We start from the raw sequence: 26,198 nt of genomic DNA, 5'->3' as shown, positions 1-26,198 counted from the left end.
ACTATATTAGACGAACCGTCTTACCCCCGTCAAAGAAATAGACGTAAGCTTCCTTGACTGGCTTACCCAGAATACTGCCGACCGCTTCACTGTATCTTTCGACTTGAAAACGATGCTTCTCTGCCGCCTCTGTCCCTGTTGAGCCTTTGAGCACATCGGTTTTGTAATCTACGAGTACGAGCCCATCTTCCTCAGCGAACAAACAGTCGATAACCCCTTGAATAATGACGGTTTCCTCTGAAGATTTCTCGACCACTCCCGGATATACTGCTGCGGCAGGAATACCATAAGTAAACGGTATTTCTCTCCATACCTGAGAAGCCAGGTAAAGTCGATTATACAACGGAGTCTGACAAAAAGCGGAAACATCCGCCGCAATTACACCCTCCCGCTGATCGACAGACAAAATCTGTTGCTTCACCAAACGAACGAGTAATTCTTCTATTTCTTTTACACCAGTCCCCTCGCGAACAGGTAAATGCTGCATGACCAAATGAAAGGCCGTTCCCCGTTCCGCAGCTGTCAGTTGCTTCGCCGACATAAACCGCGGTCGCCTTAAACGAAAATTCGAAGCTGTCGTCATAGGCGAAGAATCGTTAGAACGCTCCGACCAGCCTTCAGCCGCATCACGCTCCTGCTGTCCGTCCATTAAATCCGAAGATTCGACAGCTGCATCAGGAGCAACGGCCGATTGTTGATTTTTTAATGCAGTTATGGAGGTTTTGGCGGCAACCTGTGCCGCCGATTTGTGGTTATATTCCCAGGATAAAATCCGTGCCGCTCGGTCCATTGTCTTGGCGTCGGCTACGTCGACCTTATCTCCATTAACTACAGCATTCCATAGTTCCCCCTCATTGGAATCAGCCTCTTGAATATCCGCAGCATGACGAGTGTACGTAATGGAAGGAACAATACGACAGTTCCATCGCCGTACAGGGTCAGGAAGCTCGCGTGCCAACACGGCCGCCGGTCCCAGCCAATCCAAATATCGAGAGGCAGCCGCAACCGTATAAGTCGGCAGGCCCTCCTCTGTGATCGCAGCGGTTTCGCTCCACTGCTCCCATTGCTTGTTCGCATCCTTGCTGGTACCGATAAGATAGAGCTTCTCCTTTGGCCTCGTCATCGCGACATATAACACTCGCATTTCTTCTGCCAGCATCTCTGCCGCCAGCTTGCGGCGGATGGCCAGCTGGGGCAAAGTCGGATAAGTAACCCGAGTATCTATCTCCAGCATCCTCGGCCCGAAGCCTAGCTTCTTATGCTTCAGGAAAGCCCCGTTTAAATCTCTCCGGTTGAAGTTCCGACCTAACCCCGCGGCGAAAACAACTGGAAACTCAAGGCCCTTGCTTCGGTGAATCGACACAATCCGCACGACATTCTCGCTCTCGCCAAGCGCTCGGGCAGCTCCCAAATCCGCACCGGTATCCCTCATTCTTCCTAGGAACCGGAGAAAACGGAACAACCCGCGAAACCTGGAGGACTGCTCATACTGGACTGCTCTATGGACCAGCGCCCGTAAATTTGCCTGCCGCTGACCCCCGCCTGGAAGCCCTCCTACATAATCGTAATAGCCCGTTTCGCGATATAACATCCACAGCAAGTCCCCGAGAGGCTCTCTTCTTGCAAAGTCACGCCACTTGCCAAGACTCAGAACAAACGCCGCTAAAGCAGCCTGCAAGCCTTCATTTCTGTTAACTTCTCGTCCTTCTGCAAAATAAAAACCCGCAGCGGTAAGATTAACAGCATCCCAGAAGGAACCGCTGCGCTTAGCTAGACGAATCTGGGCGAGCTGCTCAGCCGTCAAGCCCGCGATGGGCGACCGCAATACCCCCGCTAGGGGTATATCCTGATGCGGATTATCGATGATGGAGAGCAGGGAAAGCATAATATCGACTTCCGTAGCAGCGAAATAACCTGTTGCGAGGTCGGCATAAGCGGGAATACCCGCAGCTTTTAACTCCTCGAGAAAAGCGGGCGCAAGCGCCGTAACCGCACGCAGCAGAATGACAATATCCCTATATTGAACCGGGCGGTGAAGCTTGCTCTTGCTATCATAGACTGGGAAAGGGGACGAGTGCTCCCCTTCTCCCTCCAGCCCCATTAGCTTGTGGATTTCCGCCGCAATACATCTCGCTTCAAGCTGAGCTGCTTCTGCATCCTCGATCTCTTCGGCAGCTCCGTCTGCCGAAGCTTGAGCCCCTTCGCTCCCATCCGCACTTGGATCTACAGCTTCCTTCGCTTGTGAATCCTCTTCCGATCTGGCTGCCGATGAGTCCAGTAAAATCATCTCAACGGAATAAGGGTTAGATTCCCCCTCAGCATCCGCATACCCGTCCCCATAAATGAGCTCTGCTCGAGCATCATAATTCATTTCTCCAACAGGCTCACGCATGATGAGCTGGAATACATGATTGACCGCATGAACGATTTCTCGGCGGCTCCGGAAGTTCCGAGCTAAATCGATTCGAAGTCCGTCTGTGTCTGCAACCTTGTCTAAACCTTCAAACTCTAATCCCTGAGAATAATCTGTCTCCCCCAGTGTTGTGAAAGCTTCATAAACCTTATATTTACTCAGGAACAACCCCGGTTCCGCCAGTCGGAAACGATAAATACTCTGTTTAACGTCGCCAACCATGAACACGTTGCCAGGTTCTTTTCTTGCGATTAACGAAACAATCGCTTCCTGCACCTCATTCGTATCCTGATACTCATCTAAGTAAATCTCAGAGAATCTTTCACTGAAATTAAGCGCGGCTTGCGAGGGTATGCTCTGCTCGGGCGTAGAAGAAGGATCACGCAAGATTCGCAGCGCATAATGCTCCAGATCGCCGAAATCCAGCAGTCCCTTAGCTCTTTTGGCTTGCTCATAACGCTCCCCGAATTGCACGGTAAGCTCAGACAGCCGCTTCATGGACGGTGCCAACGAATGAAGCTCGGAGGCATATTGCTCAGGGGAGCGAACAAGCCATTCCTCCGATAGACGTCCGGCCGCTTTCTTCGCTGCGTCTCTCAGCCCTTTGACCCTTTCAATTAAAGAGGTATCGTATTCGTCACCTTTGCATGGCTTTAGACGGCCAAAAGTAATATCCGCGACCGCCGCTTGCCAATCTCCCCATGTTCCTGTTTCAAAAGCACAAGCGACCTTCTCCAGGCTATCGATATCTGCGAATAAAGTATCGATATAAGGCTCTGGTCCTCCGGGCTCGTGCGACAATCGCAAAGCGCCGCGCAACAGGTACAATGTGCCTTGAAGCAGCAGTACGGCATCTTCCCGCAGGCTTTTGACCCACAAGGTATGCAGAAGCGTCTCCGCTTGAACTTCCTCGAAATCATCCGCCATCTTAGTCAGCCAGTATTCAGGCCAAGGATGGCTGCCAGCGAATTCATGCAGCTCCAGCACAAGACGGTGCAGGGGCTCGTCGCTTCTCTCCCCCCCAAAGCGATCGGCAAGCGATGCTAACGCTCCAGCTTCTCCTTCACTTTCGTATCTTTCCTCGAACAGCTCATCCAACGTATCCATCCGCAGCAATTCCGCTTCCGTAACGTTTGCCATTCGAAAGCCAGGATCAAGCTCAATTAACGGAGCATAACGCTCCACGATTTCCAGACAGAACGAGTGAAGCGTCGTCACGGAAGCTCTTGGCAGCAATGCGATTTGGCGGCGTAAATGTCTCGAGTCCGGATGTCTCTCCAGCGCTTCCTCCAGAGCGTGACGGATTCTTTCCTTCATCTCGGCAGCTGCCGCTTTCGTGAAGGTCGCTACAAGTACGGCATCCACATCCAAAGGCCGTTCCTCGTTAGCAATACGAGAAATAATTCTCTCTACAAGCACAGCGGTTTTACCGGATCCCGCAGCTGCAGCTACCAGAAGATGGGAACCATCAGCCGTGACGGCTGCCCACTGCTCGTCCGTCCAACGGCTATCCTTTGGTTTTACCGGCCAATTTCTAATCTGCTTCAATACGGTTCCCTCCGTTGTGCTCCGTCTGCGAGTCGCTGCCATAATTCCTCTTTACTGCCTGATTTACTTAGAGATTGATACGAATTACCTTCAACTTGGTTGTCAAAATGGCACACCGGACGGAAATCACAGTATGTGCATGGGCTCCGGCGATCCATCCGATACGGGGTAATGGCCACATCCCCATCCACAATCCTTTTGCCGATCCGGCGGATTTGTGATCGTACGGAAGAACGAAGAACTTCCCATTGGCTCGAATCGGCGACCTGAGAACGAGCCGAGAAAGCTCCGTCTTTCTTGAATTCCACGGGAACCACCGCGGACTTCGTATTATGATTAAGCGATTCATCCATCAGCTTAACGGATTCCCCGTCGGCTAATAACAAGCCTTGCATCCGGTATTGGCGGAAGAGAGCGTCGCGAGCATCCTCCTTAGGCATTCCATTCGGTGTGAGGAGAAGCGGATTCTGCACGTGAAAATAGAGCACGCCTGCCGGCTTAGCCGACCGACCAAGCCAATGCGGCGCATGGGAAACTACAACATCCAAATAAGTGAGCATTTGCAAAGAAAGTCCATGTGCAACCTCCTCCAGCTTCAGCTTCATCGCGCTGGATTTGTAATCCATGATCCGCAGCAGCAGCCCTGAAGAAGATTCCGCAGCATCAACGCGATCGATTTTACCCGCGATATCCATCCATCGTCCTCCGTCTAACTCAAGGGATAGAGCAGGAAGTAATCCGTTAGGACCGAAGCTAAGCTCCAGCCCGACAGGCTTGAATGCAGACAACGAAGCATGCTCCCCCAGAATGGAGGAAGCTCGACTCACGATATCTCGCAGCTTGCGCGCCATAACCTGATGTCGATGGGAGGACAATAAGATCTGGGATTGCAGACGAGGCAATAGCCTGTCCACCGCAGCCGCGGCCTCCATCTGCCACCGCATCGCATCCATCTCCGCCGGACCTTCCGCGAACAGCTTCTCCGTCGTTTGACGAAGCGCTGCATGGAATAATTGCCCGATATCGGGCGAGTCCACCCGATATAAGCGACGGTCTTGGAGACGAAGGCCGTGAACGGCAAAATGCTGAAAAGGACAAGCTATGAAGCGCTCCATCCGCGAAACGCTGGCCAGCAGACGATCACCATACAACAACCGACTCGTCTCGGGTGCCAGCGGCTTCTCTTCATTCGAATAATTCAAAGAAGAAATAAGAGAAACGAGTTTATTTCTCCATCTCTCTTGCTCCCACAGCCAGTTATAAACCGACCACCAGCCAGGCTTCATGGCTTCACCTTGACGCCAGCTTCGCAGCCTTGATAACAAATGCGTGAGAGCTTTTCCAGGATGTACGGCAAAGTCTAGCTGCTCTTCCTCTGATTGAGTCTCCTGCGGCTCGCCTGTTACCGTTCTGATAGGTAAACCTGGGAACTGATTCCGTAATCGGCGAATCCACTCCGACGGAAGCAAGCCTGCCCCCTCCTCATCGGCTAGCGGATAGCTGATCCACAAATGATGCGAGGCAGTCGTTAAGGTTAAATAAGCCAAAAACGACTCGTCTAATAACCGGCGTCGTGAGCCAGGCGCCATTGTCAAGCCAGAGGAGACAAGCTGGTCGCGTTCTTCCTCCGCAAGTAAACCATTCTCGGATATGCGCATAGGTAACACGCCGTCGTTCACCCCGAGCAGATAGACAACTTTGATACGGTCGGAGCGCGTACGTTCCGGACTGCCTATCAGAACGCTGTCCAGGGAAGGAGGAACCGCGCCCAGCTTCAGCTCCTCCATACCGGAATCAATCATGCCGGCGAACAAAAGAAGATCAGGGGACTGCTCTCCCATGAGCTCTACAAGCTGGTCCAACAAATGAAGCACGCCATCCCATAATGGCCGATGAAATGCCATTCGTCCGGGCTGTCCTGCTGCAGCATCTTCTACGCTCCAGCTTTCCAGCGTATCAGCGGCACCCGTCTCCTCCAAGAAATAGTATAGACTTTCACAGAGCTCGCGGACGGAAAGAGCATTTTTCATGCGAGCCTCGAGTGATCTGAGAGGAGTTAACAAAGCGTTACGAACAGAGAGAAGCTCCTTCATGGCTTCTTCGGCGTTGCTTGCCACCTCTTCTTCTTCCAGATCCCCTCGATAGAGAGGGGACCAAACGCGATCGTCATGCCAACGCCAACCGTCTATTCCGACTGCAAGCGCGTAATTTTCCAGTCGATCTATCTCGTCACGGGTTACTTTTCTATCGATTGTTCCAAGCAGATCCGTCTTGGCGCATCGAAAAAAAGCCTCAGCTTTCCAGCCGCCCGTCACGCATTCTAGTGCGGAACGGATGAATTCCACGAATGGATGGTGGGAAACGCTAGCTTTGCCGTCCAGATAATAGGGAATCCCGTAATCACCGAACACGGCTGCCAGCAAATCCGCGTAATCCTCCATCCGTCGAATGAACAGAGCCATATCCCGCCAGCGACCGCCTTCCTCTCTGACACGGCGAAGCATATCTCTGGCAACGGCTTCAGCTTCAGCCCTTCGATTAACGGCTGCATGCAAAGATAACCCGCATAGCGGATTCTCCTGCTGCAAATAAGCAACGTCGCCGTCCCAGCGCTTGCGACTCTCCCATTGGCTCTCCATAAACGCAATGATCGGGTTGTTCATGAAACGCGGAGCCACCTCCGAACGGAGAATGACTGGAGGGTCAAGATTGACTCCTGCAGCTTGAGCTTTCTCGGACAATTGAGCCGACGTTTCCGCGGTAGGATGAAAAACATTCAGCTCGTCAGGTCTTTCTCCCGCACCGTAAGGCTGATCTAGGCAAAGTGTAACTGAAACCCTGCCCACTCTCTTGAGCAGCGCTTCTAATACGGCGTATTCGCTAGGAGTAAAGCCATGAAAGCCATCAATCCAGATTTCGGAACCTTCAAGTACAGAGGCTTCTGCAGCGCCTTTCGCAAGCCAGCTCAGCATATCCTCGCCGTCTAGCCAGCGTCCGGTCAGCTCCCGCTCCATCTCGGAGTAAACTAGCGATAAATCATGAAGCTTGTCCGACAGCAGACTCGCCCGTGCAGAGCTCTCCGCCATCTTGGCTGCTGTTTCCGCATGCAAAGAAAGCTGGCTGCTATCGACCCCATACCTCTTCATCTCCGTGAGCAAATCGTTCATTCGGGCAATGAGCCCAGTCTCCGCTTTGCCGCCGCGAAATATCCGCAAGCTTTCTCTCCGGGCTTCAAGAACTTTATGTAAAAGCATCGCTTTACCGTTATCGTGAATAGGAACGATAGAGGAACCGCCGGTTTCCTGCATGACACGAAAGGCTAATCTTCGAAAGCTCAGCACCTGCGCCCTCATAAATCCGTCCAGTCCAGGCGAAGTTGCCATCGCGTATTCCGCTTGAAAGGTAGCCTGCTCCGGAACGAGCAGAATGAGCGGAGCACCTTGGGGATCCTCTTGCAGCCTGCTCCTAATTTCGTCCAAACAGAACCGTGTCTTTCCGCTCCCGGAACGACCCGTTATAAGCCGAAGCGACATGCCGCACACCTCCACCTTGCTTTGAGAAATAGTATAGTTTATATATGATACTCATTGTACCACACGCATGAAAAAGGGACCCTCATCAGTCATATCGACATGAGAAAGTCCCCGGTTATCTTTAAGATATATTCATATACCATTTAGTGCCATCGTCGTACTTGAAGATCGCAGCGTCTGACCAAAGCTCAATGCAGCGCACATGCTTCCAGCGGCGGCGAAATTCCAAATCGCTTACCATATCCTGCATGCGGTTGTTAAACCGACTCCGGCTAGACACCGCTTTTGCTCTATTCTCAATCGGAACTGCACGTTTCCCGAATAAGATCACTTCATGGACCATTTTAATTCCTCCCGTTTCCTAACCCTTGAATTAAGAATAATCCAGAGGCGTTAGAAATGTTCCCGAAAAGAGATCAAAACATCCTTCATTTTCCTAACATTCTCTTAACAATCTCTTCTAAGCTTCGCATCACAGCTCTTTGCGGGTACGCACCTCGAAAATTCCAAACTTCAAGTAATGCCCTTCCTCTACCCCCGCAAGCTGAGGATGGTCCTTACCCGCTCCCCGCCACTCGATACGGCGAATAATCTTGCCTGCGTCCTTAGCGGCTTCCTGGATCGTTTCCAGAAAAAGCTCAGGGCGCACATGATACGAGCAGCTAGCTGTTACGAGATAACCGCCTTCATTAAGCAGCTTCATCGCTTGTAAGTTAATATCCTTATAGCCGCGGCAGGCTCCCTCGACCGCACGTTTGGTTTTAGCGAAAGCCGGAGGATCGAGTATAATGACATCCCATGTTCTCCCCTCGGTAGAAAGTGGTTTGGACGTGTCAACCTTAGCCCCGGACAGCTTGGCATTCGCACGTACCTGACGTTCATCACGCCCAGCTACCTGCTGGCGCAAATATTCGAAAGCATCCGCAGCCACAAATTCTACGCGATCCGTATAGCCGTTAATCTCCGCATTATGGCGTGCGGTTTGCAGGGCATGCTCGGAGATGTCGAGGCAGGTTACTTTTTTGGCGCCGTACTTACAGGCATGCAAGGTAAAGCTTCCCGTATGGGCGAAGCACTCCAATACGGTCGCTCCATCCCAATAAGGGAAGGTGACCATACCGCCATTGGCATTAACCGGAACAAGCTTATTTACGCCATCCTCCGATTCTTTTTCCTGCAAGGTGATTCCGCTCCGCGCTCCCCAACCTCTTATAAGGGGTTCAATAGCAGCACGGTTCTCGCGTTGATCGAAGAAATAGCCGGTTTTCTGACCGCCCTCTATATCGACCTGCACCTTCAGCCCATTTTCTATTATTTCCGCATACCTTGGACACTCCCCGTACAGAATACCGGTCCTTTCCTCTAAGCCCTCTAATGTGCGAACGCCGACATCGCTTCTCTCATAAATACCGCGAGGCGCGAAAACTTCAATCAAAGCAGCAAGCCACGCCTCCTTAGCTTTCTCCATTCCTAGAGACAGCACCTGTACAACTAAGACGTCATTAAAGCGATCAACGACCAATCCCGGTAAAAAGTCCGCTTCCCCGTAGACAAGACGGCAAGAAGCACCGTCTCCGAGAAATCTCGTCCGATGAGCCGAGGCATGCATAAGCCTTTTACGAAAAAAGCCGGTGTCCAAACTCTCGAGCGGACCGTAAGCTACGATACGAACCGTAATTTGCGAAGCAGGATTCCAATACCCGGTTGCAAGCATTAGGCCGCGGTGATCCCGGACCTCTACGAGCTGTCCCGGCTCTGGCTCCCCTTCGGTCTTCGCGATCTCTCCCGCATATATCCAAGGGTGACCTTCCTCTATTCGCGCCCGTCGTCCTTTGTTTAACCAAATCGATGCTTGTGTGCTCAATTTAATCTCCACTCCTTATCCGTTCATAAACTTGTCTTACTTTGGCATAGTCTTAAAAGGGGGTGCTTGTATGATATCCAGTTTCATTATCCCGTCGCTTCTCGGGTTTGCGCTATTATTATCCGGAATGAAGGTCATGGAAACGTCCCTGCAGAACTGGGCCGGTCACAGGCTCTCTAACTGGATGGCCCGTTCAACCGCCACTCCGCTCCGAGGCTTCGCCGTAGGGACTATTGCATCCGCTCTTCTACAGAGCAGCACGGCCGTTACCGTTCTTACGATCAGCTTCGTAAATGCCGGATGGATCTCGCTGTCACGCAGCTTTGCTATTATCCTAGGCACGAACGTCGGGACGACTTTGACGACAGAGCTTATGAGCCTAAAGCTTCATCAATTCGGATTCCCAATCCTTGTGCTTGCCCTCGCCGGGTGGACTCTCACCGTTCTTATGAATGAGCTAAGAAATGTGACTGCGGCTCCCAGGCGGGGGCTGACCCTTCGTTATGTATCCGTAGCGTTAGGCGGATTCGGGCTCTTGCTTATCGGCTTCAAGCTGCTCCAAGGCATGGGCCCCTCCTTGCGGGAAAACGGTACCTTCGACGCTCTCATGCGAATAACAAACGATAATCTGTTCTGGGGTGTTGTCGGTGGGGCAATACTTACTGCGCTGATCCATTCCAGCGCTGCGGTAATAGCTATGTGCATGGGACTAGCAGCGACTGGAGCCATGACCCCCGAGGCGGGTATTGCCATCGTTCTGGGTGCGAATATCGGCACCTGCTTTACCGGTCTGATCGCCTCCCTAGGCGGAGGCAGAGGCGGCCGCTTCGTCGCTTTGTCGCAGCTTGCTCTGAACACGAGCGGCGCATTACTGTTCTTCCCGCTTATTGGACTATTGCAGACATTGGCTACTCTAATATCACCTAATGATCCGTCAGCGCAAATCGCGCATGCCCAGACGATTTTTAATGTCGTCTGCTCGCTCGCGGCATTGCCAATCGCTTACTTGCCTTTATGGCGGCCTTCGCCCCCGAGCCCTTCATAAAATAACTTTCATTTCATTTGTCCGTTAACAATGTCCATGCCTGAGCTGCTGCCAATCCGATTCGCCCCTGCTCTCAAGAGGGCGACGGCGGAGGCAGTGCTGCGGATGCCGCCTGCAGCCTTTATTCCCATAGAGGCTGATATCTCCGCCCTTAGATAGCGGATATCCGCTTCTGACGCCCCTGCACCGCCAAAGCCCGTTGAGGTTTGAATAAAATCCGCGCCGGCCTCCTCTGCAAGCCTTCCTCCATGCGCTTGCTGCTCTTGCGTCAGCATTCCCATTTCAAGAATAACCTTCACGAGCGCACCGCCCTGTACGGCTTGAACGACTGCGGCAATATCTCTCTCCACCGTCTCATAATCTCCATCAATCAATTTCCCAATTGGGAGCACCATATCGATCTCCGAAGCTCCGTCATCGATTGCGGCTGCCGCTTCGAAAGCTTTTGCTCTTGTCGCATGAGAGCCGAATGGGAATCCGATGACGGCGTTAACCTTAACGTTCGTTCCGCTTAGACGTTCCCGGCACAATCGAACCCAGCCTCCGTTCACGCAGACGCTATAGAAGTTATGAGCTTTCGCCTCTTCACATAATCTAATAAAATCTTTGGCACCGGCATCTGCTTTTAACAGTGTATAGTCCATAAAAGGGGCTAATGGTTGATTCGGTTCCCATACAGGCCAAATAATTTCCTCAGGCAACTGGCCCCACCTCGACTCCCAGCTTAATAAATGCTAGACGAAGTACCTCATCGTTGTTGTCATAGCCGGAGTCTCTTTGCAGTTGCCAAGCCTCTAACGGAGCATACCATGCTACACCCTTGATTTCGTCAATTTGAGCCTCCAGCTGACCCGAATTCGCCTCAACCAAGTAATAATGTACTTCCTTCTGGACCCTGCCTAACTGAGCGTGTTCATACACATATGAAATGATTGTTAAAGGCACAGATATTTGCCCCGTCATTCCCGTTTCCTCTGCAATTTCCCGCAGCGCTGTCTGCTCTATCGTCTCACCAGGCTCCATCTTACCTTTAGCTAAGGTCATTCGGCCAAATCTGTCCTCGATAAGCTGAATTTCCAACTGACCTTGTCGATGACGGTACACAACTCCGCCTGCAGAAATTTCCTTCTTCATCCTGAAAAATCCCCCTGCTCCGAATACGAGAAAAAGACTCCAACAATGGCCGGAAGCTGTGCAGCCTGCCACGGTGAAATCTTTACTCGAAACCTTTTATGCCTGCAATGCAACCGGACGGATCTTATCCTCGATAACCTCAAGGAGCTCGCCTCGGCATTCATTTACCCCGGACTCCGTAATTCGCACACGACACAGCTTGCCAATCAAGGAGTGATCTCCATTCAATACAACCTGAATGTAGTTGTCGGTATATCCGGACATCAAGCCCATCCCTTCAGCACCTTTGGCTTCACGCTCCGGAATGACATCTAGAATATGCCCGACCCATTCGCGGCCATAGGCAGCTTGCATTCGTTCAGATAAGTCGATGAGCTGATGTACGCGCTCGTGCTTCACTTCTTCATCAACCTGTTCATCCATGCGTGCCGCCGGGGTACCCGTTCTTTTGGAATAAGGGAACACGTGCATTTCCGCGAATTTCATTGACTCCATAAACTTAAAGCCGTTCTCGAACTGCTCTTGCGTCTCGCCCGGGAAACCAACTATCACATCCGTGGTAATCGCTACGCCCGGCATCGCTTCCTGAATTAATCGGATTTTCTCCGCGAATTCGGCAGTCGTGTATTTCCGACGCATTCTCTTCAGGATTTCATCGTCTCCCGCTTGCAGCGGAATATGCAGATGGCGGCACATCTTTGGAGAGCTGTTAAGAATAGCGATCATCCTCTCATCGATCTGGCTTGCCTCAATGGAGCTGATCCTTATGCGTTCTAACCCATCAATCTTGTCCAAGTCGGCAAGCAGGTTCGCCAGCCGATAATTTTCCAGGTCGTCTCCATACCCGCCAGTATGAATACCTGTGAGTACGATTTCTTTATACCCTGCCTCTACAAGCTGACGAGCTTGATTCAGAACGCTCTCCGGCTTGCGGCTGCGTGAAAGTCCGCGAGACCATGGAATAATGCAGAACGTACAGAAATTATTGCAGCCTTCTTGAATCTTCAGAAATGCACGCGTTCTCTCGGAAAAATCCGGGACATCCAGCTCCTCGAACTCACGTGTTTTCATAATATTCCGTACCGCGTTTACCGGCTTCCGGTCATTCTGTATATCGGTAATAAACGACATCAGCTTCTCCCGGTCCTGTGTTCCTATAACGAGATCAACGCCTGAAATCGCCATAATCTCTGCCGGGGACGTTTGCGCATAACAGCCTGTTACTGCAATAACGGCGTCAGGATTGCGGCGTACGGCGCGGCGGATAATTTGCCGGCTCTTCTTGTCGCCCGTATTGGTCACCGTACAGGTATTAATTAAATATACGTCGGCGGTTTGCTCGAAATCTACCTGTTCATAGCCTTCATTTTTGAATAGCTGCCAGATCGCCTCGGTATCATAGAAGTTAACTTTACAGCCTAATGTATAAAATGCCACGTTCGGCATCTCAGATTCCTCCCAACTCTCCGGACTCATATGCTAGACAAGCAAGCGCATATAGCGCCGCTGTCTCCGTCCGTAATATTCTTCTTCCCAAACCAATCAGCTTAGCGCCCGCCAGGACTGCTGCTTCCGCTTCCTGAACGGTAAACCCGCCTTCTGGGCCAATGACAACGAGTACGCGCGGGTTGATAGAGGCAAATTGTGTCCGATAATCCGATAACAAAGCACGCAGCCCGCTTCCAACGCGACCTTCTTCCTCATAACAGAACAAGATAAGATCGTACTCCGTAAATTGCTTAAGCAAAGACTTCCACGTGCTGACTGTCTTGATTCCCGGAATGACACTGCGGTGACTTTGTTCTGCGGCTTCTTTGGCAATTTTGCGCCAGCGCTCGAGCCGCTTTGCTTCTTTGCGTTCATCATATTGAACAACGGTGCGCTGCGATAAGAATGGCTGAAAGGCGATAGCGCCCGCCTCCGTGCCTTTCTGTATAACGATCTCGAGCTTGTCTCCTTTAGCGAGACTTTGTGCTACCGTAACCTTCCAAGCCATTTCCGCCTGGGCGATTAATCGTTCGGTTATTTCCGCTCTAACCCTATCTTTATCAACCGTTATGATTTGGGCTAGCACATCCTGGCCATTACCATCGCATGCGATGAAGCAATCACCGGGCTTCGCTCTCATGACGGCCGCCAAATGCCGTGCATCGTCGCCTTCAAGCACAACGGAATACTCTTCCATTTGCGCCGGAGGCACAAAATAACGTTGCATCTAAAGAAGCCTCCCGCCATTATTCCATCCTTCATAATAACTCGTTCTGCTTTCTTTCGCTAGCATCCTTTATTTAGAAGCCCCTATAAAATACGCTGCCCCCTGCGAATGAAAACAGCTGGTTCAATAACCATGCCATTCCTTCGATAATCGGTGTCCTTAAATTTAGTAAAGGTCCGATTGTATTATCGCGCAACGGCGGGATAAAGATTAGAAGAAGAAATAAGAAAGTTGTCCATTGCGCCCATTGTTGGATTTGAATACGTATCCTGACTGGCAGAAACTCCTCCAAGATTCGGTACCCGTCCAGCGGCGGAATCGGAATTAAATTAAAGATGAATAAGGCCAGGTTAATGATTATCCACAGATTAATGAATGTGGACATTCTATCAAGGAATGACACCGATACGTTATCGAATACATGGAAAGCACTCAGTAAATCAATGAATAACATAAATAAAAAGGCAAGTAATAGATTGCTAAGGGGACCAGCGGCGGAGACGAGAATACTCATGAGACGCGGGTTTTTGAAGCGGCTTCTGCGCACAGGCACGGGCTTCGCCCAACCAAAGCCGGCGATCAACAAGAAGAGCATACCAATCCAATCCAGATGGGCTATCGGATTTAAGGTAACCCGGCCTTCTAAATAAGCCGTATCATCGCCGAATTTCCAAGCGGTCCATGCATGCGCGAATTCATGCACACTGAAAGCAACAAGCATAACAAGAATAATGACGGGCAGATACTCTATTGGAAACCAGAAAAAATTCACTCGCCATCCCCCTTCGGCTTACCGGCTACGAACGCGATCCATTCCTCTTGACGCAATACATCGATGATTTCAAACCCGGCAGCGAGCAAGCCCGCTTTCACGACCATTTCCTTATTCTTGTATATACCGGAAGTAATATAAATCCCGCCAGGCTTTAGTACTTCCATGACATCGCTTAGGAAGAGTAAAATAATTTCCGCAAGAATATTGGCTACGACGATTTCTACAGGAGGAGTTACGCCCATACCCGCTTTGTCTTCGTGATCGTGGAGAACACCGAGCAAATCGCTCAATCGCACTTCGATGTCACTCTCTAACTGGTTCTGCGCAACATTTTCTGCAGCGCATTTAACTGCAACCGGATCAAGATCCAGCGCCAGCACCTTAGCTGCTCCGAGCTTCATCGCACCAATAGCTAGAACGCCCGAGCCCGTTCCGACATCAATAATTTGATCTCCTTCGGAAATTGATCTCTCTAAAGCAATTAAACAAAGCGTAGTCGTTGGATGCGTACCCGTCCCGAATGCCATACCGGGATCAAGCTCAATGACAAGCTCGTCTTCACGTGCCGTATAATCCTCCCAGGTTGGTTTTATCGTTAGGCGTTCGGTTATTGCGATGGGCTTGAAATATTGCTTCCATGCATCCGCCCAATCATCCTCATGAACTTCACCTGCCGATATCGAGAATTCACCGGCGTCATAGCCGAATTCCGGTAAGCCTTTCAGTAGGGCGTCCAGATCGATCGCTATCTGTTTCATATCCGTGCCTTCAGCGAAATAAGCTTTAAATTCCGCATAACCTTGGCGGATATCATTCAACTTCGTGTCGTATAGTTCACCAAAGGAAGTATCTCGGGGCTTATCGGCCGACCACGATTCCTCAATGGAAACTCCGCCTGCACCAAGCTCTGTTAAATAATGGGTCACCATCTCCTGTGACGATTCCGTCGCAAGGACGGTCAATTCATGCCATCGCAATTCTGTTCCCCCTCAACTGCTCAATGAATTTCATTATACACGTACTCTTTTGCAGGATGCAAAATGCCACATTCCACTTTATTGTGCATCATCCGTTTCAAACAACGACTTCAGATAAAAATAGGACGCACCGCTGAAAAACAGCGGTGCGTCCCTTCCTCTATATCATTTCGCCGCCAGCTTGTAAAATGACTGTGCGAGCCTGCTCGGCGGCTTCACCCGGTACGTTCGCGGATAACGTAAATTCAGCTGTGGGGCCGCCTTCCGGCGAAACGCCCCATTGATGGGCCGCCGCATCTGCGGATGCCATAATTCCGCTTGACGATTGAAAGGCGGAGCCCGCCAATACAGATGCAGTCAAACCATCTACGGATTGAGATGCATCGATAGCTGGAGTACCGGTATCGGCATAAGCACCGACCCGCTCTAATCGGAAACGGTCGCCGCGGAGAAAAGCCAGCTTTCGTATAGCTGATTCAGCTTGATCCTGCGTTGCAAACTTAGCCTGCATGGGCTGCATGTCCAAGAGAATCACTCCTCTCTGCCAGCGGTGGCTCGCTCGTCAGCCGCTGCCGCTCGTTGCTGTGCTTCTTGGTCTTCCTCATCCGCAAGCTCGTCGGAAAATTCAATGTCTTCCGCTGATGCAATAGGCAGATTCGATGGCCGAGAAAACTCCTCAGCGCTAATATCTTCAGTCATTGGAATCCCTCCTTCTTGCTGGCGTCCCATTATCCGCCGCACGATGATTCCTATATTGCACTTTCGGTGTTCCGCTTATGCAAATAAAAATAACCGCCAAGAAGTTTCCTTGACGGTTCTGTTCTATAGATGAAGAATCAATCGCCTAAGATGGCACGTTTCATTCTCTCGAATATGTTGCCGCTATGCTCATGATTGGACTCTCCGCTCTTGTTCGCGAAGTCGCGCAGCAAATCCCGTTGCTCCTCGCTGAGCTGTGTTGGAGTAACGATCGTTACCTTGACCTGCTGATCGCCTTGTCCATAGCCTCGAAGCTTCGGCACGCCTTTGCCCTTAAGACGGAAGTAGGTTCCCGTCTGGGTACCCGGAGGGATCTTCAGCTTCACCTTCTCGGTTAAGGTCGGGATTTCAATCTCATCGCCTAACGCAGCTTGGGTGAAGGTGAGCGGAATTTCGCAATAGACATCATCGCCTTCGCGTTCGAAGAATTCATGCGATTTAACGCGCAACACGATATACAAGTCACCTGAAGGGCCGCCTCGAACTCCGCCTTCTCCTTCGCCGGTTACGCGAAGCTGAGCGCCTTCGTCGACCCCCGCAGGAATTTTGACGTGAATTTTACGTTGCTTTTTCACTTGACCGTTACCGGCACAAGTCCCGCATTTTTCCTTGATAATCGTACCGCGTCCTGCGCATGCCGAGCATGCTCTACGATTGACAACACGTCCGAAAGGCGTATTCTGAGCAACTTCCTGTTGACCTGTGCCTCGGCAAACCGAACACTTGTCTGGCTTAGTGCCCGGCTTCGCTCCATTGCCATGACAAGTATCGCAGGTTTCGGTACGAGGAATGGTGATATCCATCTCTTTGCCGAATATAGCTTCTTTGAATTCAATGGTCATCGTATATTGCAAATCGTTGCCGCGCTGAGGGGCATTCGGATCCCTGCGTCCGCCGCCGTTGCCGCCGAAGAACATATCGAAGATGTCCCCGAAGCCGCCGCCGTTAAAATCCGCTCCACCGCCGCCAAAGCCGGAATTAGGATCCTGGTGACCGAATTGGTCGTAACGGGATCGTTGCTGATCATCGCTTAATACGTCATAAGCTTCTTTGACTTCTTTAAATTTCGTTTCCGCATCCGCTGCCTTATTGACGTCCGGATGAAATTCACGTGCTTTCTTACGGTACGCTTTCTTAATATCCTCCGCGGAGGCGTCCCGTTGCAAGCCTAGCACGTCGTATAAGTCTCTCTTGTCGGCCACTTCTCCACCTCCTCATGAGGAAAGTCAAAGCTTTTCCGAATGATATTTGAAAGATGAAAATCGTTATTGGATTACAAGCCGGGACGTCGGTCTATATCTCCTTCCAGCCGCTGTTCTCGAACCTTCACCTGAATGATTTATATAAGGTGGCGAAGGTTCTCAAAAGGCGGACGTTGCACTCTTCCAGGAGATATAGACCTCTGTCCCTCATAATCCAAATAAGAAATTCATCTAACAAAGATCAAAAAGGAACTACTTTGACTTTCGGTTTTTTTATTAATTAAACCTTACTTCTTGTCTTCGTCTACGACTTCGTAGTCAGCGTCTACGACATTGTCCTTGTTGGGAGCCGCGCCTGCATCTCCGCCTTCAGCGCCGCCTTGAGCTTCCTGTGCTTGCTGAGCCGCTTGCTCATATAGCTTAACGGAAAGCTGTTGTACGATTTCGGACAGCTCGTCGGTTGCCGCTTTGATTTCCTCAAGGTTCTCGCCAGGAAGCGCAGCCGCCAATTTCTCTTTCGCTGCATTGGCTTTTTCGACTTCTGCCGCATCTACTTTGTCGCCAAGGTCTTTAATTGTTTTCTCAGCACTGTAGATCAACTGATCCGCACTGTTCTTCGCTTCAACAAGCTCGCGGCGAGCTTTGTCTTCCTCTGCATGCAATTCTGCCTCTTGCTGCATACGGTCGATTTCTTCTTTACTTAAACCGCCGGAGGAAGTGATCGTAATTTTTTGGCTTTTGCCCGTACCTTTATCGAGTGCCGATACGTTAACGATCCCGTTCGCATCGATGTCGAAGGTAACCTCGATTTGTGGAACTCCGCGTGGTGCGGCAGGAATTTCGCTAAGAACGAAACGTCCCAATGTTTTGTTGTCTTTAGCCATTGCACGCTCGCCCTGCAGCACGTGGATTTCGACTTGCGTCTGCATATCCGCGTAGGTGGAGTAAACTTGCGATTTGCTTGTTGGGATTGTCGTGTTGCGATCAATCATCTTAGTCAGAACGCCGCCCGCTGTCTCGATACCCAGGGACAATGGAGTAACGTCAAGCAGAACGACATCTTTAACTTCACCGGTAAGAACGCCAGCTTGAACAGCTGCGCCCAGAGCAACAACCTCATCCGGGTTTACGCCTTTGTGCGGCTCTTGACCTGTCAGCTTCTTGATCGCTTCCACGACTGCAGGAATCCGAGTCGATCCGCCAACCAAAACTACTTTATCGATATCCTTAGAAGTCATTCCAGCATCGGTGAGTGCCTGGCGAGTTGGTCCCATTGTACGCTCAACCAAACTTCCAGTTAATTCATCGAATTTGGAACGGCTAAGGTTAAGCTCCAAATGCTGAGGAACTCCGTCTACAACCGTGATAAACGGCAAGGAGACAGTCGTTGATACGACTCCGGAAAGCTCTTTTTTCGCTTTTTCTGCCGCATCCTTCAGACGTTGCACCGCTGCTTTGTCTTTCAACAAATCAATGCCATGCTCCTTCTTGAACTCGCCGGCAAGCCATTCCATAACGATTTGGTCGAAGTCATCGCCGCCTAGGTGGTTGTCTCCGCTTGTTGCTTTAACTTCGAAGAAGCCTTCGCCAAGCTCAAGAATACTTACGTCGAATGTACCGCCGCCCAAGTCGAATACAAGGATCGTTTGATCTTCTTGTTTCTCGAAACCATAAGCAAGTGCTGCCGCAGTCGGTTCGTTAACGATACGAAGAACTTCAAGTCCCGCAATGTTGCCGGCATCTTTGGTCGCTTGACGCTGGCTGTCATTAAAGTAAGCAGGAACGGTAATTACCGCCTGTGTTACCGGTTGACCTAAGTATGCTTCTGCATCCGCTTTGAGCTTCTGCAGGATAATAGCGGAAATCTCAGGAGCTGTATAGGCTTTGTCCTCAATGGTTTCCTTGTGGTTAGTTCCCATGTGACGCTTGATGGAAGCTACCGTACGGTCCGGGTTAGTAATGGCTTGACGTTTAGCCGTTTCGCCAACGACGCGCTCTCCGTCTTTCTTAAAGCCGACGACCGAAGGTGTCGTGCGGTTTCCTTCCGCATTAGGGATAACGACAGCTTCGCCGCCCTCCATTACTGCTACGCATGAATTTGTTGTACCCAAGTCAATCCCAATTACTTTACTCATAACTGTATGTTCCTCCTCTATAAAAGTGCGTAATTTATTGGCTGACTTTAACCATTGCCGGACGAATAACTTTGTCTTTCAGTACGTATCCAGGCTGAATAGCCTCGACAACAATACCTTCTGCGTATTCATCGCTTTCTACCTGCATAACCGCCTGATGCCATTCTGGGTCGAAAGGCTGACCGACGACATCCATTTGCTTCAAGCCTTCTGCTTCCAGCACTTGGAACAGCTGACGATAGATCATATCCACGCCCTTGGCAAAAGCTCCGCCTTCAACGGCTTCAGTAGACGTTTGCAGCGCCCGCTGGAAATTATCTAGCACCGGCAGCAATTGACTAACCAGCTTCAGTGAAGCATATTGCATTAACTCTTCCTTTTCCTTAATTGTACGCCGGCGAAAATTATCGAAATCGGCTTGTGCACGAAGATATCGATTATGGTTTTCATCCGATTGCTGCTGCAGCGCGGTTATAACGTTGTTCTCGTCAACTGCTTCTGCAGCGGCTTCACCTTCAAGGGGAGTCGTATCATTAGTGTTCGTTATGTTCTCTTGTTCCCCGTTAGCCTGTTCTTGCTGCTCCATCGTATCTTGCTCCTTCATCTCGTTCGTACTCATGCAGAATTCACCTCCTTACCGTGCCACCCATAGTTGGGTGCTATGCAATTCCTTACTTATACCAACGGGACATCAAGAGTGCGATATCCTTGGATAAATAATCAAGTAAATTAATAACTTTACCATATTCCATTCTTGTTGGCCCAAGTATACCAATCGTACCTAACTGCTGGCCCTCAAAAGTATACGTAGCTGTAATCAAGCTGCACTGATTGATCGCTTCCATCGTATTCTCCGTACCGATTCGCACTTGTATACCGCCAGGATTAGACTGAAACAGCTGCATCAGTATCTGCGTTTCCTCGAGCATTCCGAGAATAGTCTTGGCTTTGTCGACGTCCTTGAATTCCGGCTGAGTCAGCATGTTCGATGCTCCGCTTAAGAACACCTTCGGTACCTGCTCTTCCGTAATCGTGTTCTCCAAAAGAGTTAAGATATCTTCGCAGTGCTCTACGTAACGGCTCAGCTCTTTGGCAATCTCGCTGTGCAGGACGGATTTGACTCGGTAGAAAGGAATTCCGGTTAGCTTCTCGTTTAATAGATTCACGATTTTACTCATGTCATCCATTGATATTCCGTCCGGAATGGAAATCGTCCTATGCTCAACATGTCCGGTATTGGCTACGATAATCGCAACGGCAGAGACATCGTTGATCGGAATAAGCTGGAAATGCTTTAATGTCGTACTGAACATCTCCGGTCCTAGGACGATCGACGTATAATTAGTCAGTTGCGACAAGATTGTCGCAGCATGCCCGATCACGCCTTCCCAGTGGTTCATTTTCTCGGCAAAAAAAGTACGGAGCTTGCGAACATCCTGGTCTCCCAAGCCTTCCAGGGTCACCAGGTGATCGACATAATAGCGATAGCCTTTAATAGAAGGAATACGGCCCGCAGAAGTATGCGGCTGCTCAAGCAAGCCCATCTCCTCAAGATCCGCCATCTCATTGCGAATGGTAGCCGGACTGAAGGTTACGTCTGCGCGCTTGGAAATACTGCGAGACCCAACAGGTTCAGCGGAACGGATATAATCGTCAACAATCGCGCTTAAGATCATACGTTGGCGTTCACTCAGCATCCAAGATTCCTCCTTTTTTGCTACCGCTTGTTTCGTTAGCACTCCGCTGTAGTGAGTGCTAATTGCTAATACAAAAATACCAAACCAATTCGGACCTGTCAAGAACGTTCCGGTTTGATTTGGCACGTTAAATCAGATTTAGGCGAAACTTAATTGCTCATACTGCGGGGCAGGTTCGATCACCTTCAGCACGGCAATTTCATCACAGCACTGCTGCTTCGGACAATGGATGCAATCCGTCCAAACTTTCTCCGGAAAAATCTCTTTTTCCACGATTTGAAAGCCGTTTTTCTGAAAAAATTTCGCTTCGTAGGTCAGAGCCATTACTTTAGGAATCTTAAGCTCTCTTGCTTCCTCAATTAATGCGTCTACTAAACGGCTTCCAATGCCATGCCCCTTGTAGCCATCCACAATTCCTAGCGAGCGAATCTCCACCAAGTCATTACCCAATCGACACAAAGAACCGCATCCAATGAGGCGATCCTCATCCTGCGCAACAAAAAAGGTATCGATATTACGAGCCAAAGCCTCTCTAGATCGCGGTAACATGATCCCTTGGGCAGCGTAGCCCTGTATAAGATCATATAGCGCATCCACATCCTCGAGCAGCGCTTTGCGGCAGATGACTGACATGTGAATTCCTTCTTTCTAACCAATAAATAATGTATGTATAAATATACATTAAAACGAATGAACTCTCAAGGGAGAAATTTTAGGGTGATGGTTGAAATAATATATCGTATGATGAATTTACATCATTATCCATCGAAGGGGGTCTATTAGTGAACGACGAGCAGCAGGATTCGCTTGAAGTACATGTACTGGAAACCGCAATTAGCAGCTTTAGAAGTATAAAAGCACTGGGTGACGGCGCGCTTTCCCAATTGTATGAGGATGGAGTGAAATGGGTTCCGGACAATGAAAGCAACAGTATTGCATTAATAGTCAAGCATATTGCCGGCAACATGCTTTCCCGTTGGACGGATTTCTTAACGTCTGATGGCGAGAAACCGAACCGAAATCGTGATGATGAGTTCGTGGACGACATTAAGGACTTAACCCATCTAAAGGCTATTTGGGAAACGGGCTGGTCCGTCTTATTACACACTCTCGAAAGCTTGCAGCCAGAGGATCTCCTTCGGAACGTGACCATCCGCAGTCAAGATCACACAGTAATCCAAGCCATACTCCGACAGATCTCTCACTACGGCTATCACGTTGGTCAAATTGTCTACGCGGCCAAAGCGCATAAATCCGCCAGTTGGCAGACGCTTAGCATCGCAAAAGGCGGATCTGGCAAGTTTAACGAGAATATGATGCAGAAGTGACCGTCTAAACAAAAGCTCCGAACACTTCATTACCGAAAATAACGCCCTTAGGAGTCAATCGATATCCGATTGGCTCTTCTTGTTTCTCAAGCAATCCCTGAGTCTGAAGTCTCTTTAGAGCAGGACCGAAAACCTCTTCAAGCTTAGCTCCCTCGAATTGACGGCTGAAGTCTAGCTGCGTAACGCCAGTCTGCAATCGGAGTCCGACCATCATAAAATCTCCCATCGCTTCCTCAAGGCTTACACGGCTCTGCTCCAATAACGGTAGAGACTTATTAGCAGCGTCTATATAAGGCTGTACACCTTTAATATTGATATGACGCAGCCCTTTGGCATATCCGTGAGCTCCTGCGCCCAAACCGTAGTAGGGTTCATTACGCCAATAGGTCGTATTGTGGCGGCTCTCATAACCCGGTCTCGCGAAGTTGCTGATCTCGTAATGACGATATCCAGCCCCGCTTAACCTCTCCATCAAGTGCTCATACATGGCCAGCTCATCATCCTCTTCCGGAAGGGGAAGCTCGTCTCGTTGGTATAAGCGATGGAATAGAGTATTTTCCTCCACTTTTAGGCCGTAGAGGGAATAGTGCGGCAGGTCCAACCCTAACGCCTTGGTAACGCTATCCCTAAGCTGCTGCAGCGTTTGGTTCGGCAATCCGAACATCAAGTCAATTGACAGGTTCGTGAAGCCTGCTGCTTTGGCATTCGCGATACTTTGAACGACGTCCTGAGCTGCATGAATTCTCCCGATCGCAGCCAGCAAGCCGTCGTCGAAGGTTTGTGCTCCGAAGCTAATACGGTTAACGCCGCCTTCACGCATCGCCGCGAGCTTCTCCATATCCGTCGTGCCCGGATTGGCTTCCATCGTAAATTCCACGTCTGGTGCAAGAGGAAAATGCTTCTGCACAGACGCAAGAAACCGCGCCATTTGGGATGGATTGAGCACGGTTGGAGTTCCGCCGCCCACGAACACAGTATCGATCCTAGTCGGAGGCAGCTGGGCAACCGTAAGTCTCATTTCATTCTCCAACGCATCCAGATAGGCATCTATTGGCTGACCCGCAGCCACATAAGAGTTGAAGTCGCAGTAAAAGCATTTGTTTGTGCAAAATGGGATATGGATATACAAGGCCCTTGGCGTCCAGGAATGGACGGCAGGGGTGGGTTCAATTTGAATTTCTGAAGGATGCTGCATGCTGTTTCACCTCGATTGCTAAGATTTAGGGCGGCTACAAAATACGGCTTCGCCGTCCTGCTGAGTCTGCGAACGATTGGGTCGGTGATTAATTGTACGTTAAATAAGAAGCAGGGTTTTCGGAGTTATCTGTTACGTTTAGATGTATATCTACCACTAATCTTATTGCATTTTCCTGATTTCTAAGATATAGCGGCAAATCTACATGTAATCCGATGCCACCAGCCTGTTTGGGCAAATTTCGACCTTATTACTGGCACTTTTGCCACAAGTTTCTCTTTTAATGATTTTTTGAAGTAATTAGCGGTAGAAATAAAATTAATTAACAAGATAGACGGCTGTACACATTTGTATTGAGCTTGCGTCCGTTTTTCACGGCGTTCAATCTTTATGTCGGAGACATTCAGATCAAGTATATAATCCGAGAAAACGAATAGCGGGCAAGAAGCCCGCTATTGTTCATTATTTTTTAGGTAGCGCAAGTTAACTAAATAGCTCAATTAATCATTATCCAGCTTAAGGACGGCCATGAACGCTTCCTGAGGCACTTCGACATTGCCGACCTGCTTCATCCGCTTCTTACCTTCCTTCTGCTTGTCGAGCAGCTTGCGTTTACGGGAAATATCTCCGCCGTAACATTTGGCAAGAACATTCTTCCGCATCGCCTTTATGGACTCGCGGGAGACGATCTTCTGGCCAATCGCGGCTTGGATAGGCACCTCGAACATTTGACGAGGAATCAGATCCTTGAGCTTCTCGCAGATTACCCGGCCACGGGCATAAGCCCTGTCCTTATGCACGATGAAGGACAGCGCATCGACCTTCTCCGCGTTTAACAGAATATCCATCTTAACAAGGCTGGATTGGCGATAGCCGGTAAGCTCATAATCGAATGATGCATATCCCTTCGTGCTAGACTTCAGCTGGTCGAAGAAATCGTAAACGATTTCGGCTAACGGGATGTTATATTTCAAGGTTACACGGTTCGTGTCTAGATATTGCATATCGATGAACTCGCCGCGTTTGTTCTGACACAGCTCCATAATTGCCCCGACAAATTCATTCGGCACGATAATAGAAGCTTTGACGTAAGGCTCTTCAACGAATTCGAGCTTTCCAGCCTCTGGATAATCCGCGGGATTGGAAATTTCAAGCACTTCGCCATTCGTCAAGGTGACCTTGTAAATAACGCTTGGCGCTGTCGTGATAAGCGGAATATTGAACTCGCGTTCAATACGCTCTTGAATGATCTCCATGTGGAGCATGCCAAGGAATCCGCAACGATATCCGAAACCTAATGCCTGCGATGACTCGGGCTCGTAGCGGAGTGAAGCATCATTAAGCTCGAGCTTCTCTAAGGCATCCCTTAAATCGTTATAATCCGTCGTTTCAATCGGGTACAGCCCGCAGAACACCATCGGATTCACTCGTCGGTAGCCTGGAAGGGCTTCCGCAGTCGGATTCTTCATATCGGTAATCGTATCTCCGACACGCGTGTCCTTCACGTTCCTAATCGAAGCCGTCACGAAGCCGACATCTCCGGGTCCAAGCTCTTGAACCGCCGTAGGGCGAGGCATGAAGGTTCCTACCTCGATAACATCGAAGTTGGCTCCTGTCGCCATGAACTTCATTCGCGTACCCGCACGGATCGTTCCGTCGACGATACGGATATAACAGACTACCCCTTTATAAGGATCATAATGGGAGTCGAAAATCAGTGCTTTGAGCGGCTTGTTCCGATCGCCCTGAGGAGCCGGAATCTTGGCCACGACCTGCTCCAAAATCTCCTTGATCCCAATGCCGTTCTTCGCGGAAGCCAGCACGGCATCACTGGTATCGAGGCCAATTACATCCTCGACTTCCTTCTTAACCCGCTCCGGATCTGCGCTGGGCAGATCGATTTTGTTAATGACCGGGACGATTTCCAGGTTATTATCGAGCGCAAGGTAAACGTTCGCTAACGTCTGTGCTTCAATCCCTTGAGCGGCATCTACGACTAGCAATGCGCCTTCACAAGCTGCCAAGCTCCGCGATACCTCGTAAGTGAAATCTACATGTCCCGGAGTATCGATCAAGTGAAGCATATAGGTTTCCCCGTCGTCCGCTTTGTACAAGAGTCGAACCGCTTGCAGCTTTATCGTAATTCCCCGTTCGCGTTCAAGGTCCATCGAATCCAAAACCTGCTCCTGCATTTCTCGTGAAGTGAGTGTGCCCGTATATTCCAAAATGCGGTCGGCCAACGTTGATTTCCCGTGGTCGATGTGCGCGATAATACAGAAATTGCGAATGTTGCTTTGTTTAAAAGTTGTTTCTGCCATTAAAATAAGTACCTCCAGCCGGTTCCATGCGTCAGATGACGATCACTTCATTATAACAGC

At 50.0% G+C, this 26,198-nt stretch carries 21 protein-coding genes; 2 read left to right on the top strand and 19 right to left on the bottom strand.

What is annotated here, in order from left to right:
- Window position 1 precedes the first annotated feature (1 nt).
- The 4 genes from addA to ACESLK_RS04465 all read right to left on the bottom strand — a co-directional run bounded on the left by addA (window position 2) and on the right by ACESLK_RS04465 (window position 9,358).
- Window positions 2-3,961, bottom strand: a complete 3,960-nt coding sequence (gene addA, locus ACESLK_RS04480) for a helicase-exonuclease AddAB subunit AddA (protein WP_372662880.1) — start codon at window positions 3,959-3,961, stop codon at window positions 2-4.
- A complete protein-coding gene (gene addB, locus ACESLK_RS04475) occupies window positions 3,958-7,494 on the bottom strand; it encodes a helicase-exonuclease AddAB subunit AddB (protein WP_372662877.1) in 3,537 nt (1,178 codons plus the stop codon). The genes addA and addB overlap by 4 nt, the downstream gene beginning before the upstream one ends.
- Before the next feature lie 121 nt (window positions 7,495-7,615).
- Window positions 7,616-7,837, bottom strand: coding sequence for a hypothetical protein (locus ACESLK_RS04470; protein ID WP_372662874.1), 222 nt, complete (start codon window positions 7,835-7,837; stop codon window positions 7,616-7,618).
- 129 nt (window positions 7,838-7,966) lie between these two features.
- Window positions 7,967-9,358 carry a class I SAM-dependent rRNA methyltransferase gene (locus ACESLK_RS04465; protein WP_372662871.1) on the bottom strand — a complete coding sequence of 464 codons (1,392 nt, stop codon included), beginning with the start codon at window positions 9,356-9,358 and terminating at the stop codon, window positions 7,967-7,969.
- 70 nt (window positions 9,359-9,428) lie between these two features.
- Here ACESLK_RS04465 and ACESLK_RS04460 point away from each other — a divergent pair, with 70 nt between their 5' ends.
- Window positions 9,429-10,403, top strand: a complete 975-nt coding sequence (locus ACESLK_RS04460; protein ID WP_372662868.1) for a Na/Pi cotransporter family protein — start codon at window positions 9,429-9,431, stop codon at window positions 10,401-10,403.
- A gap of 8 nt (window positions 10,404-10,411) precedes the next feature.
- Here ACESLK_RS04460 and deoC read toward each other — a convergent pair whose 3' ends face one another.
- The 13 genes from deoC to ACESLK_RS04395 all read right to left on the bottom strand — a co-directional run bounded on the left by deoC (window position 10,412) and on the right by ACESLK_RS04395 (window position 21,930).
- Window positions 10,412-11,104 carry a deoxyribose-phosphate aldolase gene (deoC, locus tag ACESLK_RS04455; RefSeq protein WP_372662865.1) on the bottom strand — a complete coding sequence of 231 codons (693 nt, stop codon included), beginning with the start codon at window positions 11,102-11,104 and terminating at the stop codon, window positions 10,412-10,414.
- Window positions 11,097-11,537 (bottom strand): NUDIX hydrolase, encoded by a 441-nt coding sequence (locus ACESLK_RS04450; protein WP_372662862.1) that lies wholly within the window; start codon window positions 11,535-11,537, stop codon window positions 11,097-11,099. The genes deoC and ACESLK_RS04450 overlap by 8 nt, the downstream gene beginning before the upstream one ends.
- A 96-nt stretch (window positions 11,538-11,633) precedes the next feature.
- Window positions 11,634-12,983: a tRNA (N(6)-L-threonylcarbamoyladenosine(37)-C(2))-methylthiotransferase MtaB gene (mtaB, locus tag ACESLK_RS04445; RefSeq protein WP_372662859.1), complete on the bottom strand. Its 1,350-nt coding sequence runs from the start codon at window positions 12,981-12,983 to the stop codon at window positions 11,634-11,636.
- 1 nt (window position 12,984) lies between these two features.
- Window positions 12,985-13,752, bottom strand: a complete 768-nt coding sequence (locus tag ACESLK_RS04440) for an RsmE family RNA methyltransferase (protein ID WP_372662856.1) — start codon at window positions 13,750-13,752, stop codon at window positions 12,985-12,987.
- A 73-nt stretch (window positions 13,753-13,825) separates the two neighbouring features.
- Window positions 13,826-14,524 (bottom strand): site-2 protease family protein, encoded by a 699-nt coding sequence (locus ACESLK_RS04435; protein ID WP_372662853.1) that lies wholly within the window; start codon window positions 14,522-14,524, stop codon window positions 13,826-13,828.
- The gene (gene prmA / locus ACESLK_RS04430) at window positions 14,521-15,504 is read right to left on the bottom strand and encodes a 50S ribosomal protein L11 methyltransferase (RefSeq protein WP_372662850.1); all 984 of its coding nucleotides are present in this window, start codon (window positions 15,502-15,504) and stop codon (window positions 14,521-14,523) included. The genes ACESLK_RS04435 and prmA overlap by 4 nt, the downstream gene beginning before the upstream one ends.
- Window positions 15,505-15,664: 160 nt before the next feature.
- Window positions 15,665-16,030, bottom strand: coding sequence for a hypothetical protein (locus ACESLK_RS04425; protein WP_372662847.1), 366 nt, complete (start codon window positions 16,028-16,030; stop codon window positions 15,665-15,667).
- A 5-nt stretch (window positions 16,031-16,035) separates the two neighbouring features.
- Window positions 16,036-16,203, bottom strand: coding sequence for a YfhD family protein (locus ACESLK_RS04420; protein ID WP_372662844.1), 168 nt, complete (start codon window positions 16,201-16,203; stop codon window positions 16,036-16,038).
- 137 nt (window positions 16,204-16,340) lie between these two features.
- A complete protein-coding gene (gene dnaJ, locus ACESLK_RS04415; RefSeq protein ID WP_372662841.1) occupies window positions 16,341-17,465 on the bottom strand; it encodes a molecular chaperone DnaJ in 1,125 nt (374 codons plus the stop codon).
- A gap of 287 nt (window positions 17,466-17,752) precedes the next feature.
- Window positions 17,753-19,600 carry a molecular chaperone DnaK gene (gene dnaK / locus ACESLK_RS04410; RefSeq protein ID WP_372662838.1) on the bottom strand — a complete coding sequence of 616 codons (1,848 nt, stop codon included), beginning with the start codon at window positions 19,598-19,600 and terminating at the stop codon, window positions 17,753-17,755.
- Window positions 19,601-19,634: 34 nt separating this feature from the next.
- A complete protein-coding gene (gene grpE, locus ACESLK_RS04405) occupies window positions 19,635-20,204 on the bottom strand; it encodes a nucleotide exchange factor GrpE (RefSeq protein WP_372663299.1) in 570 nt (189 codons plus the stop codon).
- A gap of 67 nt (window positions 20,205-20,271) precedes the next feature.
- Window positions 20,272-21,297, bottom strand: a complete 1,026-nt coding sequence (hrcA, locus tag ACESLK_RS04400; protein ID WP_372662835.1) for a heat-inducible transcriptional repressor HrcA — start codon at window positions 21,295-21,297, stop codon at window positions 20,272-20,274.
- A gap of 138 nt (window positions 21,298-21,435) precedes the next feature.
- Entirely contained in the window at window positions 21,436-21,930 is a 495-nt protein-coding gene (locus tag ACESLK_RS04395) for an N-acetyltransferase (RefSeq protein WP_372662832.1), read from the bottom strand.
- Window positions 21,931-22,079: 149 nt separating this feature from the next.
- Between ACESLK_RS04395 and ACESLK_RS04390 the strand changes: the two genes are divergently transcribed.
- Complete coding sequence (locus ACESLK_RS04390) at window positions 22,080-22,625, top strand: DUF1572 family protein (protein WP_372662829.1); 546 nt, start codon at window positions 22,080-22,082, stop codon at window positions 22,623-22,625.
- 4 nt (window positions 22,626-22,629) lie between these two features.
- Here the strand turns inward: ACESLK_RS04390 and hemW are convergent, their stop codons facing one another.
- Entirely contained in the window at window positions 22,630-23,820 is a 1,191-nt protein-coding gene (hemW, locus tag ACESLK_RS04385) for a radical SAM family heme chaperone HemW (RefSeq protein ID WP_372662826.1), read from the bottom strand.
- Window positions 23,821-24,320: 500 nt separating this feature from the next.
- Window positions 24,321-26,138 (bottom strand): translation elongation factor 4, encoded by a 1,818-nt coding sequence (lepA, locus tag ACESLK_RS04380; RefSeq protein WP_372662823.1) that lies wholly within the window; start codon window positions 26,136-26,138, stop codon window positions 24,321-24,323.
- Window positions 26,139-26,198: the final 60 nt, after the last annotated feature.

The sequence above is a fragment of the Cohnella sp. genome, assembly GCF_041640265.1.
Classification (GTDB): Bacteria; Bacillota; Bacilli; order Paenibacillales; family Paenibacillaceae; genus Cohnella.
This window is presented reverse-complemented; position numbering and strand designations above follow the sequence as displayed.

Bases quoted from the DNA above. Each gene is read 5' to 3' on its own strand.
- ACESLK_RS04440 (WP_372662856.1), bottom strand. From the start codon at position 13,752: ATGCAACGTTATTTTGTGCCTCCGGCGCAAATGGAAGAGTATTCCGTT.
- ACESLK_RS04420 (WP_372662844.1), bottom strand. From the start codon at position 16,203: ATGACTGAAGATATTAGCGCTGAGGAGTTTTCTCGGCCATCGAATCTG.
- hrcA (WP_372662835.1), bottom strand. From the start codon at position 21,297: ATGCTGAGTGAACGCCAACGTATGATCTTAAGCGCGATTGTTGACGAT.
- mtaB (WP_372662859.1), bottom strand. From the start codon at position 12,983: ATGCCGAACGTGGCATTTTATACATTAGGCTGTAAAGTTAACTTCTAT.
- ACESLK_RS04460 (WP_372662868.1), top strand. From the start codon at position 9,429: ATGATATCCAGTTTCATTATCCCGTCGCTTCTCGGGTTTGCGCTATTA.
- dnaK (WP_372662838.1), bottom strand. From the start codon at position 19,600: ATGAGTAAAGTAATTGGGATTGACTTGGGTACAACAAATTCATGCGTA.
- lepA (WP_372662823.1), bottom strand. From the start codon at position 26,138: ATGGCAGAAACAACTTTTAAACAAAGCAACATTCGCAATTTCTGTATT.
- grpE (WP_372663299.1), bottom strand. From the start codon at position 20,204: ATGAAGGAGCAAGATACGATGGAGCAGCAAGAACAGGCTAACGGGGAA.
- ACESLK_RS04395 (WP_372662832.1), bottom strand. From the start codon at position 21,930: ATGTCAGTCATCTGCCGCAAAGCGCTGCTCGAGGATGTGGATGCGCTA.
- hemW (WP_372662826.1), bottom strand. From the start codon at position 23,820: ATGCAGCATCCTTCAGAAATTCAAATTGAACCCACCCCTGCCGTCCAT.
- ACESLK_RS04470 (WP_372662874.1), bottom strand. From the start codon at position 7,837: ATGGTCCATGAAGTGATCTTATTCGGGAAACGTGCAGTTCCGATTGAG.
- addB (WP_372662877.1), bottom strand. From the start codon at position 7,494: ATGTCGCTTCGGCTTATAACGGGTCGTTCCGGGAGCGGAAAGACACGG.
- ACESLK_RS04450 (WP_372662862.1), bottom strand. From the start codon at position 11,537: ATGAAGAAGGAAATTTCTGCAGGCGGAGTTGTGTACCGTCATCGACAA.